Origin of the sequence: Mycobacterium sp. D16Q13, assembly GCF_002013375.1 — a bacterium.
Lineage (GTDB): Bacteria > Actinomycetota > Actinomycetes > Mycobacteriales > Mycobacteriaceae > Mycobacterium.
Window position 1 is genome coordinate 161,975 of sequence record NZ_MAEW01000008.1, and the last position, 16,077, is coordinate 178,051.

Genomic DNA, 16,077 nt, shown 5'->3' on the forward strand with positions numbered 1-16,077 from the left:
AGCCCAGTGACCAGCGCACCCTTTGCCGACGAGCTGCTGGCGACCGTTCAGGCGTCGCCAGCGGCTGTCGGTGCACACGACAAGGACGCCTGGGTCGGCCTGTTCGCCACCTACGGCCAGGTCAATGACCCGGTGGGCTCGCGGCCACATATCGGCGAGGCCGCGATCAGCAAGTTCTACGACACCTTCATCGCGCCCAACACGATCGTGTTCGACGTCGAGAACGATGTGGTCGCCGGGATGTCGGTACTCCGTGATCTGACGATTCATACGACCATGTCGACCGGCGTCACCATGCACATCCCGATGCATCTGCGCTATGACGTCGTGGAGGACGGGCCGGCCTCATCACTCAAGATCGACCGGTTGTTCGCGTACTGGGAGCTGCGCGCCATGATCAGCCAACTCTTGGGTTCCGGCGGCGACGGACTGCTCGCGAGCGCCAAGCTGGGCCCGCAACTGCTGAAGAACCAGGGACTCAACGGTGTGCTGGGATTCATGCGCGGACTCAAGGGTGTGCATCAGACCGGCAAACAGCGCGTCCAGGAGCTGGCGGCCGCGCTGGCGGCCCGGGACATCCCGACGGTCACCCGGCTGCTCGCCCCGGAGGCCGTCCTCTCGCTCGACGGCGTGACCGAGGCATCGCTGGCCGAGTTCGCCTCGGCAGCAAGTTCTTTGACCGTCGACAAGCTGTTGGCCGCAGGCTCGTCGGTGTCAGCCACCGTGCATCTGGGCAGTCGGCGCGGGGTGGGGCTCTTCGAGTTCTCCGACAACTCGGCGGCACCGGGCACGCTGGCCTCGGTGCAGCTCTACTTCTGACGCGGCAGCACCCCGGTCAGGTCGATATCACTGACTGCCTGTCCCAAGCAGGCCGCACGTAACGCGTTGTCGGCGAACAGTTCCGCATCACCCCACGGCAGGTACGGTTTGGTGACCAGCATCGAGGCCACCCCATGCGCCGCCGACCACAGCTGCAGGCCCATTGCGACGGTGTCGCCGTCGGGGTAGAAACCTTCTTCCACGAGCTCTTGAACCCCCTTGTGCAAGTGCGCGAATGCCGCACTGACCAGCGTTTCATCCACTTCGCTGTCATCGCGGGGCGGCGCCGAGGTGGCCAGCCGGTACATCAGCGGGGTCGCGACGGCGAAGCGCACGTAGGCCATACCTTGCGCGTGTAGACGCTCCAGCGTGGTCGGCTGATCAACGGCCGCGGCCACCATCTCATCGTCCAGCTGTTGGTAGTACTGCCCACACACCGCGTCCATCAGCTCGTCCTTATCCGCGAAATGCAGATAGATCGACGGCGGGGTCACACCAATCTTGCGCGCCACCTCACGAATGGACGGCGCACGCAGCTCCTTGGCGTCCAGGACAAGTTCGATTGCGGCGTCGATGATTTCGTCGCGCAGTTGGTCTCCTTCCCCGCGCGAGGAACGCTGACGCTTAGTCACTGAATCCGATTCGGTCATGGAGTTTGACCAGCGGCTTGGGAGCCCACCAGTTGAAGCGCCCGAGCATTCGCATGAACGAGGGCACCAGCAGCATCCGGATGATGGTGGCGTCGACCACGATCGCGATGGTCAGTCCGGTGCCGAACATGCGCATGAAGGACACCTGCGCGGCCATCAGTGCCGCAAAGGCGATGGTCATGATCATCGCTGCCGCGGTGACCACCCGTCCGGTGCGGGCCACCCCGAGTGCCACGGCCTCGTCGTTGTCCGCGCGGGTGCGTCCGGATGCCATCCAGTACTCACGGATCCGCGAGATGAGGAACACCTCGTAGTCCATCGACAGCCCAAACGCTATACAGAACAACAGCATCGGCATGGTGGCGACGATTGTGCCGGTGACCTCGGTCCCGAATCCACCCAGGTGCCCCTCTTGGAATATCCAGATCAGCGCGCCAAAGGTCGCCGTCAGCGACAGCACGTTGAGGACGAGCGCTTTCAGCGGCAATACCACCGAGCCGGTCAACAGGAACAGCAGCGCGAAGGTGACGATCGCGATGATGGCCAGTACCAAGGGCAGCTTGTGCACGATGCCGTCGACGGCGTCGCGATCCAGTTGGGCTCCCCCGCCGATCTTGGCGGTGGTATCGCCCGGACCGGGGAGGGCGTGGATGGCGTCAAGCTGACGCTCGGCGGCGTCGGTGTAGGGCTTGGCACCGGTCTGGACCGTGAAAAGCGCTGTCCCCTCCTTGATCCCGGTTGCCCCCGAGGGCGGACCGACCTTCATGCCCCGGATGAACGCACCGGTGGGGGCGGCAACTTCCTTGACATCCTCGATCTTCGAGAGGTCCGTGGCGTACTCGTCGATGGCCCGTGGCGGCACCGCACCGATGCCCTCGGTGATGACGGACAGATTGGTGGAGCTGTTGTTGTTGAAGTTTCGGCGCATCTCGTTGCCGACCTGATGCGCCGAGGCCGATGCCGGCAACACCCGGTCGTCCGGGAATCCGAACGTTCCGTTGAGGAACGGCATGCCAAGAACCACCAATGCCGTGACGATCACGATGGAGATCGGAATCGCCCGGGCCATAACCCGTTTGGTGTTTCGATACCAGAAGGTCTCGGTGACCTCCTTGGCCGCGGGTTCCGGCCTGCCCAGGATCTTGCGAATGAGACGGCGTACGTCCAGAGCATCGATCCGGTCACCGAGCAGAGTCACCACCGCCGGCACGATGACAAGAGCCGCAATGGCGCCGACGAACACGACAGCGACACCCGCGTACCCGAAGGACTTGAGGAAGTACATCGGGAACAGGATCAGTGCCACCAGCGCCAGGGCGACCGTCAGCGCCGAGAACAGCACGGTGCGGCCCGCGGTGGTCATGGTCAGCACCAGCGCCTCGTCGCGCGGTTTACCGGCGTTCACCTCTTCGCGGTAGCGACTGATGATCAGCAGCGAGTAGTCGATGGCAAGCGCCAAGCCCATGGCGACAGCGAGGTTCAGCGCGAACACCGATACGTCGGTGACGTACGTCAGACCGCGCAGGATCGACATCGCCCCCACGATCGAGAACACCCCAACCACGAGGGGCAGCAAGGCAGCGTAGAGACCGCCGAAGATCCAGACCAGCACCACGAAGCTGATCGGAATCGCGATCGATTCCATGACCAGCAGGTCCTTCTCGGACTGCGTGACGATCTGGTTGTAGAGCGTGGCCACGCCCCCGGCCTTGACCGAGACGCCATCCCGGTCGACGGCGAGCGATTTGATGAGAGTGGCCGCGTGCTTCTGAGCGTCGTTCTCACCGCCGGTCAGTCCGGCGACGATCAACCCCGACTTGCCGTCGGTGCCGAAGAGATCATCGGCGACCTGCGGTGGAGCCGTCCACGCCGAGGTCAGGTTGAGCACCTCGCCGGAGTCTTTGAGCTGGCGCTCCAGATCGGCTGCGACGGCACGCATCTGCGGGCTCTTGACGCCCTGATCGCTGGCGAGCATGAAGACCAGGGATTGGTCGCTGATGTCGAACTTGTCGGCGAGAACTCGTGTCACATACGCGGACTCGGAGTTGGGGTCCTGCTGTCCGCCTGCGGCCAGATGCTTGGTCACCGGGACCCCGAAGATGGCGGCTGCTATGGCGATGAGCAGCGCCGCGCCGAGTACGACGCGGGGTGCCGCGATAACCGATCGAGCTAAACGTTCCAGCATCGCAACGCCTTCCTCCGGAGGATAACGGCGTTAAGTTATCAGCGATAAGTTAGGCGGGTCAAGGACTGGGCGGCGGACCTCCGAGCGGTGTGCGTTGCCCCCGTGGCTGGGCTGTGAATCCGTCGAAAAAAACATGGAACCAAACGGGTCCCTACCCCGTCGGATCTTTATATAGCGGTATGCATGCCGTATGGACGAGGAGAGTCAGGCATGGCAAGCGTTTCGGGTTCATCGGGTGGGCACTTGCATGTGGACCCGGCCGAATTGCAGATTCATGGGGACCAACTCCACACGCACGCTTCCGACCTGAAGGACGCGCACGACGCCGCCCATCGCGCATTGACCGACGCGCAGGCCGGTTTCGGATCGGGGCGCGCCGCCAACGCGTTGGGCAACCGGATTTCCGAGTGGGAGAAGGAAACCGCAGACCATCACGCAGAGCTCACTAGTCACGGCGAGAACCACAAGGCGTCCGCGGTTAAATTCGTGAACCGGGACGCGCTCAATCGTGCGGGTATCGAGCAAGCCGGGCCCGGCAGCGCGGTCTAAGGGGGGAACAAATATGGGGATGACACTCGACGAGTTGCAGCACTGGCCACCGCAGATCAAGGCACTCGCCGATGCCGCGTCTAAACGGGGTGACGCCAGCCAGCAGGCTGCGGACAAGGTGCAGGCCATCATCGACATGTCGACCTGGAAAGGTGATGCCGGCGACGCCGCCAGGGACGCGATGAAACGCTCGGCCGCACGATTTGAGACCGCCGGGTTCGAGGCGATGTATGTGGCGATGCATGCCAATAAGGCCTATGGCGAGTCGCAAGCTCTGGCCGACGACATCGCCTCCTTCTTGGCATACGCTGCGGCGCCCCCGAAGGTGGACATCTATCCCAAGACGAACACGGTGACGCCGCCGGATATCACTGGTTTGAACAAAGACCAATTACAGAAGGTCATCGACAAACTGAAGGATCTCCATCAGCGGGTGACGGGCCTCGTTGCGCGCGGCGAAATGTTGGACGACTCATTGGCTCGCGTGCTCGACGAGGGCACCGGCGGTCACACCATGGCCGAGAAACAAATCGCCGAGGGGAGCCCCGAACAAGCCGAACGCGACGTCCACGACGTTCTCGCCGGTACTGCCACGGAAGAGCAGAAGGCGCGCGTCCAGGCGGCATCGATCCTGAGCCCGGAGCAGATCTCGGATCGCGACGCGGGCCGGCCGGTGCAGTTGACGCGTTCGCAGCAGCAGGTATTGGGGCAGCTACAGGCGCAGATGAATGGGATGTCAGTAGAAGACATTCACCGGGCCGAGCGACGCTTGGGCAACAACAAGAGCATTATCGGTAACGCGCTGCAGATGATGGGTTCGAATCAGTACGGCTACGCGAAGACCGAATTACGCCCCGGCGCAGAGGGTTCCACCACCGAGCTCACGACGGGCGGGTATGACAAGCTGCCCACCTCGGTACAGAACGCATTGAACGAATCCCGGCCGCCCTACACCCCGAACTACCCGCCCGGAACCTACAACGTGGACCCTTCAGTGGGGAACCTCAACCGCCTCTCCGAGGTGCTTATCGACGGCGATCAAGGCTTTCAGCGGGGCACCGAACTGGATCACAAACTGCTGCAGCGCGGCGCCGACATCCTGCACTACGAGAATGAAAGCGGCCACACTGCTCTGGCTCCTGTAGATCAGGAACTACAGAACATATTTGCGGCGACCGGCCGCGATCACATCGCCGTACACGACATCGTCACCGCAACCGATAGTCACCGAAACGACCAGTTCCTCAAAGATCTGACCCACCACCAATTCCCAGACTTGGGCCTCGCCGCGGGCAGCCTGGTGAGCTGGACCGGCGATTCGGCGCACCCGGGGCCGGGGGTGAGCCTAGAAGATGCACGAATATCAGGTGAGACTGCCCGCGCTTATGCCAGCTATGTCGCGGGACCTGGTAGCGAACTGAACAAATTGTCCAACAGCATCGACGGTCGCACCCACACGCTGGGCGAAATCAGCCCCGGACTAGCTCAGGGCATGGCTCGCGGCCTGGCCCCCTACACCGCCGCCATTGGCGGGGGCGATCCCGACGTATTCGGGACCACCCCAGGTTTCAACGGTCCGCTCGACAGCCAGAACGATATCGATAACGCAATGATGCCCAAGGCTAAGGCGCTGGTAACGGTGCTCAGTACCGACTCCGACGCGGCCAAAACATTGGACGGCGCGCTGTATGCCAATTCGATCCGGTCAATGGATCACTACGCCGAGCAAGTTCAACACAACAATGCGGATTCCACCGGCGATCTCACGGATGCGGGCCGGTTCCGCGGACTAGCCGATGCCGGGCTCATTGCAGCCAACGATGCCCAGCAGAATGCGGCCACCAAATCCGATTTCGACAGAGCCCAAAACCTTTACGAAATAAAGCAATTGGCTTACGGCGAAGCGCAAAAAGTGCTGGCCTTCGGAGCCGGTACCGCCGGTGGACCGGCACTCGGCGCAGGTGTCGACATCACAGCCGAGGCCCTGAAGTCCGGCATCATTGGCCCAGCGCCTACAGCGGGTCAAACGTTCGACACCACAGCACCGAATATGTCCATCGCCCAAAGCCAGCAACTCCTCGCCAACTCACTACTTGCCAACGGCGTCCTTCAGCCGAACCAGATCACCGTCCCGGATATTCTTGCCAACGACCAAAGCGCCGGCCCCACCCACCCGCGCTTGAGGACATACGAAGAGATGGTCGCAATCAAAGGCAACGTGTACTCGATCGCCGACTATCAGACGGACATGACCAGGGTCATCCGCCTAGTGCCGGGACAAGAAAACAACGCAGGATATTTGGAACGCACCTACAACAACGCAGTTAAGGCCACCAAATGACCCGAGCCCCGATGCACAAAGTACCGGTTGGGGTTCTCGCCTTGATGCTCGTCGTCAGTGGATGCACACCCCCAAGCAGCACCGGCCCTACCACCACACCAACGAGCGCAGCACCTACCAGCACGGCAATACCACCACCGGTGCCGTTCACCGGCCTGACCCAAGACCTACGGATGCGCTGGAGTGCCGAACCCGGCATCGATTTGGCCACTGGTCCGGCCGTCATCGTGCGTGCCTACCGCGAATCCTTCATACTCGGCGGCCTAATGGCCGATCCTGCCTTCTATTACCCCGGATTCGAGAATGCCGTACCTCCGAGGAATTACAGCAGTTGGACCCATTCGGTGCGACCACTGGTCCGGGGCGACCACAATCTGACCACCGACGGCTTCGAAGTCACCACCTCTATTGCGGGAACCTGGCGTCAACACATTCTGTCCCTCACCCGAGATGGCGTCGGCGCCTACATCGCTCTGGTGTGTTCCTGGGACTACGGCGTCGGCACACTGCAAGAAAACGGGCGCTACCGCTACTACCGTCAGCAGCGGCTCCTCCCCGAACAACTCGCAAGCGACGACATCGGCAGCTTCGTTTACCGGATCACCTTCACCCCACCGGACAGCATTAGCCCCGGTCCCGCCCCTACACCGCAGATAGGGGCCGCACCCAGCCCCAGGACCGACGTGTTCGGGAGCTGGAAAATCGCTACTGCGTTTCGTACGAATGGCTACAGCACCCCTGCAGAACCCGCTAATCCGTGGCCAAAAGAGGTGTTCGAGCGCGACAAACAAACTTGCACTACCAATGCTCCCGACCCCTATGACAAGCGGCTCTTCTACGTCAGTGGCGAACACCCGCGCAGCGACTTCCCGACTCTGCCCGCCGATCCAGGCTGGCCTGCGACAGGAACCTGACGACCCGAGTCCTTCCTCATCCGAAAAACATGGAACCAACGCGGTGTTCTAACGTCAGAGCTATATGTAGGACAAACATGTCTGCTTGACCAGCGAGGGGAGCGTCCATGCCCGGAGAATCAGGGCTCGATATGAACGAGCTGCATCTAGCACCCGGAGCCGCGACGAAGGTGTCACAGGAGTTCAGCGGCGCCGTGGACAAGCTGGAGAGTCTTCGACTGACTGCCGCATCGTTCAACGCGGATGTAGGTATGGGTGGTTGTGCGGAGGGCACGTCATGGAACGATGCTCTAACAGAGTTGGTAACCGGCCCCTCCGAATCGGTCGTCTCGGTCATTGAAGCGCATATCAAAACAGTGAAAACCTGGGCAGAGTGGGCCAAGGTCGCTCAAAACGAGTACGACAACACGGAGCATCGAAACGCCGAATCATTCGAGCAGCTCAGAGGCGACACCATCGACAGCGACGGCCTGGGCGTCTACCCGCCGCCCACCACGAGCTGACGAGTCAGGAAGACTCAAACGCATGAGATGGATCGCAGTGGTTGCCGCTTCGACTGCACTTATCGCGGGATGTACGCATGACGGCATCCAGGGGTCACCGACCTCCGGATCGCCTTCGTCTTCAGTGTCCTCCGCCAGCTCCTCCTCCGGTGCCACAACCACGCAGACAAGCGGTGATCCGGTCAAGGGGACCACTTTCGATGGCTGTGCAGCCGTGACGAGTGACGAGCTAACCAGCTGGGAAGTCGATCCTGCCACCAAGCAGGATGCTCACACTATCGCTTTTGGTCAGAACGTTCGCGGTTGTATGTGGGTTGGCCCAAAGTGGGGGATCAAGATCTACGCGGTCGATGCCAACTTGGACCAGCTTGGGCAACCGCAAAAGCGATTCGATCGGCAAGAACGAGTACAGATTGGTTCGCGGTCGGGTTGGCTGGTTCACACTACGAGCGCCATAAGTTGTTCGATTGCCATCCCTTCTCAGCAGGGTGTCGCGTCCGTCCAAGTGGACTTGAAGACCGACTTGACCGAGCAACGTTACGACCAATGCCCGTTGGCTCTGCAGATCATGAAGCAGATCGAGCCGAAAATACCTTAGAGTCAATAGTTTTCAGGAGGAGAAGACATGGGGAAAAAGCAGATCCAGAAAGAGCACTGGGAAGGCCACGACCACCAGTCCATCTACAACGCCGCCCAAGCCTTCCAGACTGGTAGCCCGCAGGCCGCCAAGGAATCGATCAACAGTATCGCCGAACAACTGGGCGACATCATGCACACACTCGGCGGCAAGGTGCAGGGCATGCTGGTCGAGGATTGGCGCGGTCAGGCGGCAAAATCCTTGCAGACCAACATGTCCGAGTACTTCCGCGCATCAGAGACGGGCATCCTCAGCATTCGGCATGTGGCAGACAGAATGCCGCCGCTGGGCGATGCGATGAGCACAGCGAAGTCGAAGATCGAGCCGCCGATGTCTGATGCCGCTGCCGCGGACATGAAGAAGTCCGGATACTCCGATGCCGAGATCAAGCAGCGGAAAAACCAAGAGCAGTTTTTCGCACGCCTTCAGATGATCGGCCTGTTCAGCGAACCTGTGGTTCGCGAGGGCGACAATGTCGCCGATGTGCAGCCTCCTAAGGGCAACAACCCCGGGAACATCACTCTTCAGCAGCCCAGCAACGGAACCGAATCCGGAACCGGCGGCGGAGGTGGTGGTGGCGGTGGCCAGAACGGCGGCGGTGACCAAGGCCCCAGCTCTTCAAACAATCTCGCCAACGGCCTCGCTGACAAAAACACCAAACCTGCCTTCAGCGACGGCGCGGGTAACCAGAGCGGACAAGGCCAGGGCGCGGGTTCGGGCGGCGGCAGTGGTGCGGGCGGCGGCAGCCCCCAAAGCGGCTCCGGCGGTTCCGGTAGCGGCCTGGGCAATGCTCTCAGTGGCCTCGCGGGCGGCCTAGGCAAGGACGGCTCCGGCCTGGCACCCGGCAACACGACCGCAGCAGGGTTCGGCTCTCCCTCGGGCTCTGGCTCAGGCTCGGGTACCGGAACCCTCGGCGGCCCAGGAGCATTGCGCGGTGGCGCGGGCGTTCCCGTACCGGGCGGCGCCGGAACCAACGCCGCCGGCATCGGCGGTGCCGGAGTCCGAGGTGGCGCAATGGGTATGGGCGGCATGGGCATGGCCCCCATGGGCGGCGCCCACGGCCGCGGCGGCAAGGGCGAAGACGACGACGAACACCAGACCCCCGAGTTCCTCATCAACTGGGACAACGGCAACGAGCTGTTCGGCGATCTGCCCAAGGCGTCCCCCGGCGTCATCGGCGACTGGTCCGAGCACGAACGTGCCGAGAAGCAGCGCCGCGAGTCGGAGAAACGCCGCTACAAGTCCATGGGCTGGAACGTCGACTTCGGAGACGACGACTAAGACCCGGACTGCGCTGCGGCTACGGCCTCCTTGGCGACGGCAACATCGAGCTTGCGCATGGTCATCATGGCCTGCATCGCTGCGTTACCGGTCACGGGATCGGAGTGGAAAATCAGGTCGATCAGCTCGCGCGAGACCACCTGCCAGGAGACTCCGAATTTGTCCTTGAGCCAACCACATTGGGACTCTTCTCCCCCGTCCGCCGTGAGCGCCTCCCAGTAGCGGTCGACCTCCTCCTGCGACCTGCAGTCGATCTGAAACGAGATCGCCTCATCGAATGTGAACTGGGGTCCACCGTTGAGCGCGGTGTACCGCTGCCCATCGAGCTCGAACTCAACGGTGAGCACCGTGCCCTCCGGCATGGGGGTGTTCGGTCCGTAGTGAGTAACCTCGAGAATCCGGGAGTTCGGAAACACGGACACATAGAAGTTGGCGGCCTCTTCGGCGCGGGTGTCGAACCAAAGGCATGGAGTAATCGTCGGCATATTGGTATCGACCCGCGGTGATGAGAAAACTCATCGCAATTGGCGAGATACCTCGGTCAATGCGGCGGCCAGCAGGCCCTCATAGTGATCGATATCGGGCATCACCGCCGCACTGGTGTGCACGCTTACCGTCACGGTGTCGCCAATCCCGTGCACCCCATGAGTCAGGCCCATCACCGGCGAGAGCGCCGGGAACCCAGCGGTGAACACCACCCGTCCACCGGCGAGAGTCAGATCGGCCGCGCCACGAACGACGCTCGACACCACGGTGTTGCCCGCGACCGTGGGCGGCATGAGATCGGTGTTGAAGGCATTGACACCCACCCACATCATCGGCGCGGGCAATGCCGCACCACCGGCACGTTGCGCGACCAGCACCGGGTGCGCGGCACGACGGCGTCTGCTGTCGATGCCGTCCGCAATCCTCCGGGCACGGGTGCGTACCTCCGGCTCGCGCCAGCAGAGGTCGACTCCGACGTTGCGGAAGTTGTTGCGTGCTAAAGATTCCCCAGAATCGGCGACGGTCACCTCCGCGCCCAGCCTGTCCGGAACCCACTGACCATGATCGCGCAGATACTGCGGCAGCGCCGTGGCGATCGCCGTCATGACGGCGACGGTCACACTGACATCGTCAGTGCGAAGTTCCTCGCGCGGCCGCACGATCATTCGGATCTCCCGGTGCTCATCGGGCCGGGCATTGAGCGAGATCAGCGGAAAACCTTGTGGTTCGGGCTCCAGCTCGCCCGCCGCGACGAGCTCTTGCTGCTGACGGTAGGCCAGATACCCAGCGCGGCTCGCACTCAGCAGCCGGCCCAGCTTCATCGGAAAACCGGTCAGCCCGCGCAGCGCGGCATACCCGGGCACGTCCGGCAGCGCGCCGCCCACCGCCACGTCATCGCCGAACAACGCCCGTGCGGCAGCGGTAGCCCGCTGACCATCGGCCAACGCATGCGATACCTGCAGTACCGCGACGAGAGCCTGGCCCGATGTCTGCGGGGCGCCATGCACCTCAGGAAAAAGATGTAAATGCCAAGGGCTTTCGCGGATGTCGACGGTACTCGTGAGCAGCGCGGCGATCGCCGATCGGCACTGCGGCCAACTGGACTCCGGCAGCGCGTGCACGGTCAACGGCACCTGAGATTCGTCGCGCGGCGCCCAGTACGGGTAGTCGAGGTGCCCGGCGACGTCGGCGGCCCGCACGCGCAGGTCCGCGATGTGGGTCGCACGTTCGGCGATCGTGTCCCGCACGGCGGCGACATCCATCGTCGGAGAGTCGAAGCAGAACAACAGGAACTGATCGTTCGGGATCCTGGTCGACATCCAGTACATCTGGGCGTCGCGGGGTGCCATCTGTTCGACGGATGAGCCGCTGGCGCGAAGAGCATTGAACATCGTCATGCGACGCCTACTTGTAGGTGCGCCAGGTGTCCCACAGCTGTTGCCACGGCACAATTCTGCCGTAGTAGCGATAGACGTGTGCCTCGTCCTCGTCGGGAGCATGCAACAGCTCGATCCGCTGCACCCCCTGGAAACCTTGAGCAAGTGCGGGATCCGGATCGTCGACGCCGATGTACATCATGTCCGTCATGGATTCCGGCGGCGTCCCAAAGTAGTAGTACCCGCGGTGGAAGCTGTAGGCACGGGACACTCCCTCACGTCCGGCTTCGACGTCATAGGCGGCGGCCATGGGATAGATCTGCAGCACCAGAGCCGTACGGTCGCGTACGTCCTGCGGCATCGAATCGTAGGTGTCGCGGGCCACCTGGCGCAGGCCCTCCGTGGAGTGATCGCCGCCGGCAAGCATGGTGGGCCCCATCTCGCCCGCCCAGGAAAACCAGCGTGCGGCAGTAGTTTCGGACACAATGGGCAGCCTGACGATCGCCATGATCACGGATGCGGCCGTCACCAGCCCCATGAACCCGTAGACCACGCCCCGCACCGCAGGCCGGGAAGGGCGCCACCGGGAAAGTCCCACCGCACCCGCGGCGATCAGCAGGGCGTACAGCCCCATGGCGTAATAGGCACGTCCGTGAGAGGCGAACATGAACGCTCCCACCAGGAGGGCGGCCACGCCCAGGTATCGGTAGGGCCGCAACGACGGCGCTGCCAGTAGCGCCACAACCCCGGCCAGCAGCAGCACCGGTCCGATGACCGCGGCGCCGACGAGCATGCCCCCCAACAGGGCCGCCCCGCGTTCGGACTCCGCCGCCACGATCCCAGCCATCCGCAGGTACGGCCACCCGTGGGTGGCCTGCCAGATGAGGGTCGGGAGGGTGGCCACGACGGTGAAACCCGCCCCGATCCACAATTGCCGGCGGCGCAGCAGCGCACGCGGCCCGAGGACCGCCGCACCCAGCAGCACCGCAATCCACAGCGCCGGGATCAGGAATTTGGTCTGCATGCTGATGGCGGTGACGATTCCCGCCCACAGCAACAGCCGATCGTCAGGCAGCTGTTCCCGGAGGCCGCGGGTCCAGCGCACCAGCAGCCAGCACACCACCGACCAGAGCGCCGGATCGATGGCCGGCGTCTGCAGCCAATGGGCCAGGATCTGGAACATCGCGGTGGCGTAGGCGATCGCCGACAGAGACTGTGTCAGGCGGCCCCCACCGAGCTCCGCCGCGATCAAGCCGCACATCAACGTCCCGATCGCCACCGCCGCGGTCGCGGCGAGGCGCAGCACCCACAACGACCCGGGCGCGATGTCGTCGGCCATGCCCGCGATGAACGGCACCAGTGGGGGTTGGTCGAAATATCCCCAGGACAGGTGGTCGCGTCCGGCGACAACGAAATAGGCCTCGTCGAAGAAGTACCCGTATCCCCTGCTGGCCCACCCGAACACGAGGGCCGTCAGCGCCGTAATCGCTGTCAGGTCGGCACGCGCGACCCGCACGGGCGGTATGCCGGGGATGTCGTTGCCGTCGTCGTACCGGGAAGTGACCGCCGCCATAGCGGATTCACCATAGCCCCCATGCCATAGACTTCCGCGGTGCCGAGCGCCAGTAAGTACAGCGATCCATTGACCCGCAACGATATTGGACTTTTTATTCTGCGTGTCGCGGTGGGAGTGACGCTGTGCTGGAATGGGCTGAACATCGTGTTCGCCTCCGGCCAGCTCGTGCAACTCGGCTCGTTACCGATCGACGTGCATCCCGATCTGCCGACCCGTGTGCTCGCAGGTATCTACAGCATCGGCGGCGCCATGCTGGTCGCCGGACTCCTCACTCCCTTCGGCGCCTGCGCGGTGCTCGGTTCGATGCTCTATGCCGCGGTCCAGACCTATTCGGTGCGAAACGACCTCTTTCCATCTAGTCCAGCTCTGCAGTTCCCCCTTATTCTCGGCGCGGCCGCACTGGCGGTTCTGCTGCTTGGCCCGGGACGCATTTCTGTGGACGGGCGATTTGGCCGCGACGAGTGGCCAGCAGCTGTCTCATCGGTGCTGGTCATAGCGGGAATCGGGGGCGCGATTGCGGCCTGGGTGCTCGTCAAGGGCACAAATCCATTTTCTTAAGAGTTCAGCAAGGCCGGTCATGGTCTATGACCTGGGCCGATGCGTCTAGCGAAAATTGCCAGACTTTTCCGATTCGTGACTCAATGATTTCTTAATAGTGACCCCTACTGTTCAGTACATGACGAACGAGGAATTCGGTGCCACGGTCATCGAGATCGACTTCGAAGCCATCTACAGCGGCGAGATGCTGGTTGAGGGCGACAACTCGGAGCAGACCGATGAGTGGTTCCCGCTAGCCGTATAACGGCAGGTAGGCGAACCCCAAAGGGGGGACGCATCGGCGAGGCGCGTAGCGCATCGCATGCCGGGCCCAGTCCCGGATGATTCTCACTCATCCATCCAGTTGTAGGCGAGGGCAGTCAGATGACTGCCCTCGCTTTTTTACGAGCCAGTCGTTAAGGACTGCGTCCCGAGCTATTCGAGCTCTTCGGCGAGCTCCATCCACTGCACCTCGGCCGCGTCCTTCTCGGCGACGACGGCATTGAGCTCGGCGGTCAAGGTCACCACCCGGTCCGGGTCGGTGGCGTGCTCGGCAAGCCGCGCGTGCAGCGCGGCCTCCCGCTCCCCCAGCTTGGCAACGGACCGTTCGAGTCGTCCGAGCTCCTTCTGCGCGTTCCGCAGTGCCGCGCCATCGCGACCGCGATCGGATACGGGTTTCGCCGGAGCGGCAGCCGGTTGGGCGTGCCGACGCAGATACTCCTCGATGCCTCCGGGCAGGTTGGTCAGCTTGCCGTCACCAAGTAGCGCCCACGTCGAATCGCAGACCCGCTCGATGAGATACCGGTCGTGGCTGACCACAACCAAGGTGCCCGCCCAGCCGTCCAGCAGATCCTCCACCTGCTGCAGGGTTTCGATGTCCAGGTCGTTGGTGGGCTCGTCGAGAAGAAGCACGTTCGGCTCGGCCATCAGCACACGAGTCAGCTGCAGGCGCCGACGCTCACCACCGGAGAGGTCGGCGACCGGTGTGCGTTGACGCGCCGGGCTGAACCCGAGCATCTCGGCTACCTGGGAGGCCGACATTTCCTTATCGCCCAGCACAATCCGGAGAGCGACCTCCTCGATCGCATCGAGCACCCGGATGTCCCCCGGCAAGTCGTCGAGTTCCTGGCGCAGCCAGCCGATGCTGACCGTCTTGCCTTCCTTGCGATGCCCGGCCGCCAGGGGCACGGCGCCTGCCAGCACGCGCAACAGGGTCGTCTTCCCGGATCCGTTGACCCCCACCAGGCCGATGCGCTCGCCCGGGGCCAGGCGCCAGGTCAGATCACTCACCAGCTCCTCACCGATGGGTGTGGTCACCGTCGCATCCTCAAGCTCGATGACGATTCGCCCCAGACGTCGACGCGCGAATGCGCTGAGCGCCACCGAGTCTCGCGGTGGCGGGACATCGGCGATCAAGGCTTCGGCCGCCTCGATCCGGTAACGGGGTTTGGAGGTGCGCGCGGGTGGGCCGCGCCGCAACCAGGCCAGCTCCTTGCGCGCGAGGTTGCGGCGACGTGCCTCCGCGGCGTCCGCCTGCCGGCCCCGTTCGGCACGCGCGAACGTCCAGTCCGCATATCCGCCTTCGTACGATTCGACGCCGCCGTCGACGACCTCCCAGGTGCGGGTGGCGACGGTATCCAGGAACCACCGATCGTGTGTCACCACCACCAGCGCGGTGCGCCGCGCCAGGAGGTGCTCGGCGAGCCACTGCACGCCTTCGACGTCCAGGTGGTTCGTCGGCTCGTCAAGAATCAATAGGTCAAGATCGCGAACGAGTGCGGCGGCGAGCCCCACTCGGCGCCGCTGGCCACCAGACAGCTGGTCTACGCGTCTGTCGAGCCCAAGGGCCGCAACCCCAAGCCCGTCGAGAATCGAACGGATCCGGGCATCCCCGGCCCATTCGTGTTCGGCGACGCCCAGGGGCGCGATCACCACATCGAACACAGTGGCGCCGACAAGGTCTTCGCGCTGGGTGACGACGGCCTGGCGCAGGTCCCCGGTCCGGCTCACTCTGCCCTGATCCGCCGGCTCGACGCCCGCGAGCACCTCCAGCAGCGTGGTCTTGCCTCCGCCGTTGAGGCCCACCACCCCGATGCGATCTCCCGCTTGCACCCCGAGGCTCACATTCGAGAGCAACGGCTTGACGCCGTACGACTTCGAGACGCTCTCGAGGTTGACGAGGTTGATGGCTTTGGCAGGGGAGGTCATGGCCTCCACAAACTA

General features: G+C 63.4%; 15 protein-coding genes. 9 read left to right on the forward strand and 6 right to left on the reverse strand.

The annotated features are described in order from the left end of the window. The first annotated feature begins 6 nt into the window (after nucleotides 1-6). Complete coding sequence (locus B4400_RS09490) at nucleotides 7-819, forward strand: nuclear transport factor 2 family protein (protein WP_078309716.1); 813 nt, start codon at nucleotides 7-9, stop codon at nucleotides 817-819. Here B4400_RS09490 and B4400_RS09495 read toward each other — a convergent pair. Together B4400_RS09495 and B4400_RS09500 are read right to left on the reverse strand one after the other, a co-directional pair. Beyond that, nucleotides 810-1,451 (reverse strand): TetR/AcrR family transcriptional regulator, encoded by a 642-nt coding sequence (locus tag B4400_RS09495; RefSeq protein WP_078309936.1) that lies wholly within the window; start codon nucleotides 1,449-1,451, stop codon nucleotides 810-812. The two genes, B4400_RS09490 and B4400_RS09495, sit on opposite strands and share 10 nt — an antisense overlap. Further along, on the reverse strand, nucleotides 1,444-3,654 hold the full coding sequence (locus B4400_RS09500; RefSeq protein WP_078309718.1) for an MMPL family transporter: 2,211 nt from the start codon (nucleotides 3,652-3,654) through the stop codon (nucleotides 1,444-1,446). Before B4400_RS09500 ends, B4400_RS09495 begins: the two co-directional genes overlap by 8 nt. Nucleotides 3,655-3,864: 210 nt before the next feature. Between B4400_RS09500 and B4400_RS09505 the strand changes: the two genes are divergently transcribed. The 6 genes from B4400_RS09505 to B4400_RS09530 all read left to right on the forward strand — a co-directional run bounded on the left by B4400_RS09505 (nucleotide 3,865) and on the right by B4400_RS09530 (nucleotide 9,879). Further along, nucleotides 3,865-4,203 carry a WXG100 family type VII secretion target gene (locus B4400_RS09505; RefSeq protein ID WP_078309720.1) on the forward strand — a complete coding sequence of 113 codons (339 nt, stop codon included), beginning with the start codon at nucleotides 3,865-3,867 and terminating at the stop codon, nucleotides 4,201-4,203. Between the two features lie 13 nt (nucleotides 4,204-4,216). Then, complete coding sequence (locus B4400_RS09510) at nucleotides 4,217-6,544, forward strand: TPR repeat domain-containing protein (protein WP_078309722.1); 2,328 nt, start codon at nucleotides 4,217-4,219, stop codon at nucleotides 6,542-6,544. 44 nt (nucleotides 6,545-6,588) lie between these two features. After that, nucleotides 6,589-7,458 (forward strand): hypothetical protein, encoded by an 870-nt coding sequence (locus B4400_RS09515; protein ID WP_502688390.1) that lies wholly within the window; start codon nucleotides 6,589-6,591, stop codon nucleotides 7,456-7,458. Nucleotides 7,459-7,565: 107 nt separating this feature from the next. Then, nucleotides 7,566-7,961 (forward strand): hypothetical protein, encoded by a 396-nt coding sequence (locus B4400_RS09520; protein WP_078309724.1) that lies wholly within the window; start codon nucleotides 7,566-7,568, stop codon nucleotides 7,959-7,961. 22 nt (nucleotides 7,962-7,983) lie between these two features. Continuing rightward, nucleotides 7,984-8,559, forward strand: a complete 576-nt coding sequence (locus B4400_RS09525; RefSeq protein WP_078309726.1) for a DUF3558 family protein — start codon at nucleotides 7,984-7,986, stop codon at nucleotides 8,557-8,559. Nucleotides 8,560-8,586: 27 nt separating this feature from the next. Beyond that, the gene (locus B4400_RS09530) at nucleotides 8,587-9,879 is read left to right on the forward strand and encodes a hypothetical protein (RefSeq protein ID WP_078309728.1); all 1,293 of its coding nucleotides are present in this window, start codon (nucleotides 8,587-8,589) and stop codon (nucleotides 9,877-9,879) included. Here B4400_RS09530 and B4400_RS09535 read toward each other — a convergent pair. From B4400_RS09535 to B4400_RS09545, 3 genes are read right to left on the reverse strand one after another with little or no spacing between them, the layout of a single operon-like run. After that, the gene (locus tag B4400_RS09535) at nucleotides 9,876-10,364 is read right to left on the reverse strand and encodes a VOC family protein (protein WP_078309731.1); all 489 of its coding nucleotides are present in this window, start codon (nucleotides 10,362-10,364) and stop codon (nucleotides 9,876-9,878) included. The two genes, B4400_RS09530 and B4400_RS09535, sit on opposite strands and share 4 nt — an antisense overlap. A gap of 30 nt (nucleotides 10,365-10,394) precedes the next feature. Continuing rightward, nucleotides 10,395-11,756, reverse strand: a complete 1,362-nt coding sequence (locus B4400_RS09540) for a WS/DGAT domain-containing protein (RefSeq protein WP_078309946.1) — start codon at nucleotides 11,754-11,756, stop codon at nucleotides 10,395-10,397. A gap of 13 nt (nucleotides 11,757-11,769) precedes the next feature. Continuing rightward, complete coding sequence (locus B4400_RS09545) at nucleotides 11,770-13,314, reverse strand: ArnT family glycosyltransferase (RefSeq protein WP_078309734.1); 1,545 nt, start codon at nucleotides 13,312-13,314, stop codon at nucleotides 11,770-11,772. A gap of 39 nt (nucleotides 13,315-13,353) precedes the next feature. Between B4400_RS09545 and B4400_RS09550 the strand changes: the two genes are divergently transcribed. Together B4400_RS09550 and B4400_RS24880 are read left to right on the forward strand one after the other, a co-directional pair. Continuing rightward, nucleotides 13,354-13,875 (forward strand): DoxX family protein, encoded by a 522-nt coding sequence (locus B4400_RS09550; RefSeq protein WP_078309736.1) that lies wholly within the window; start codon nucleotides 13,354-13,356, stop codon nucleotides 13,873-13,875. Between the two features lie 118 nt (nucleotides 13,876-13,993). After that, nucleotides 13,994-14,119: a hypothetical protein gene (locus B4400_RS24880; protein ID WP_044104255.1), complete on the forward strand. Its 126-nt coding sequence runs from the start codon at nucleotides 13,994-13,996 to the stop codon at nucleotides 14,117-14,119. A 170-nt stretch (nucleotides 14,120-14,289) separates the two neighbouring features. Here the strand turns inward: B4400_RS24880 and B4400_RS09555 are convergent, their stop codons facing one another. Next, complete coding sequence (locus B4400_RS09555; RefSeq protein ID WP_078309738.1) at nucleotides 14,290-16,071, reverse strand: ABC-F family ATP-binding cassette domain-containing protein; 1,782 nt, start codon at nucleotides 16,069-16,071, stop codon at nucleotides 14,290-14,292. Nucleotides 16,072-16,077: the final 6 nt, after the last annotated feature.

Excerpts from the sequence above, each read along its gene's own strand:
- B4400_RS09500 (WP_078309718.1), bottom strand. The coding sequence starts at position 3,654 with ATGCTGGAACGTTTAGCTCGATCGGTTATCGCGGCACCCCGCGTCGTA.
- B4400_RS09505 (WP_078309720.1), top strand. The coding sequence starts at position 3,865 with ATGGCAAGCGTTTCGGGTTCATCGGGTGGGCACTTGCATGTGGACCCG.
- B4400_RS09510 (WP_078309722.1), top strand. The coding sequence starts at position 4,217 with ATGGGGATGACACTCGACGAGTTGCAGCACTGGCCACCGCAGATCAAG.
- B4400_RS09515 (WP_502688390.1), top strand. The coding sequence starts at position 6,589 with ATGCTCGTCGTCAGTGGATGCACACCCCCAAGCAGCACCGGCCCTACC.
- B4400_RS09520 (WP_078309724.1), top strand. The coding sequence starts at position 7,566 with ATGCCCGGAGAATCAGGGCTCGATATGAACGAGCTGCATCTAGCACCC.
- B4400_RS09525 (WP_078309726.1), top strand. The coding sequence starts at position 7,984 with ATGAGATGGATCGCAGTGGTTGCCGCTTCGACTGCACTTATCGCGGGA.
- B4400_RS09530 (WP_078309728.1), top strand. The coding sequence starts at position 8,587 with ATGGGGAAAAAGCAGATCCAGAAAGAGCACTGGGAAGGCCACGACCAC.
- B4400_RS09535 (WP_078309731.1), bottom strand. The coding sequence starts at position 10,364 with ATGCCGACGATTACTCCATGCCTTTGGTTCGACACCCGCGCCGAAGAG.
- B4400_RS09540 (WP_078309946.1), bottom strand. The coding sequence starts at position 11,756 with ATGTTCAATGCTCTTCGCGCCAGCGGCTCATCCGTCGAACAGATGGCA.
- B4400_RS09545 (WP_078309734.1), bottom strand. The coding sequence starts at position 13,314 with ATGGCGGCGGTCACTTCCCGGTACGACGACGGCAACGACATCCCCGGC.
- B4400_RS24880 (WP_044104255.1), top strand. The coding sequence starts at position 13,994 with ATGACGAACGAGGAATTCGGTGCCACGGTCATCGAGATCGACTTCGAA.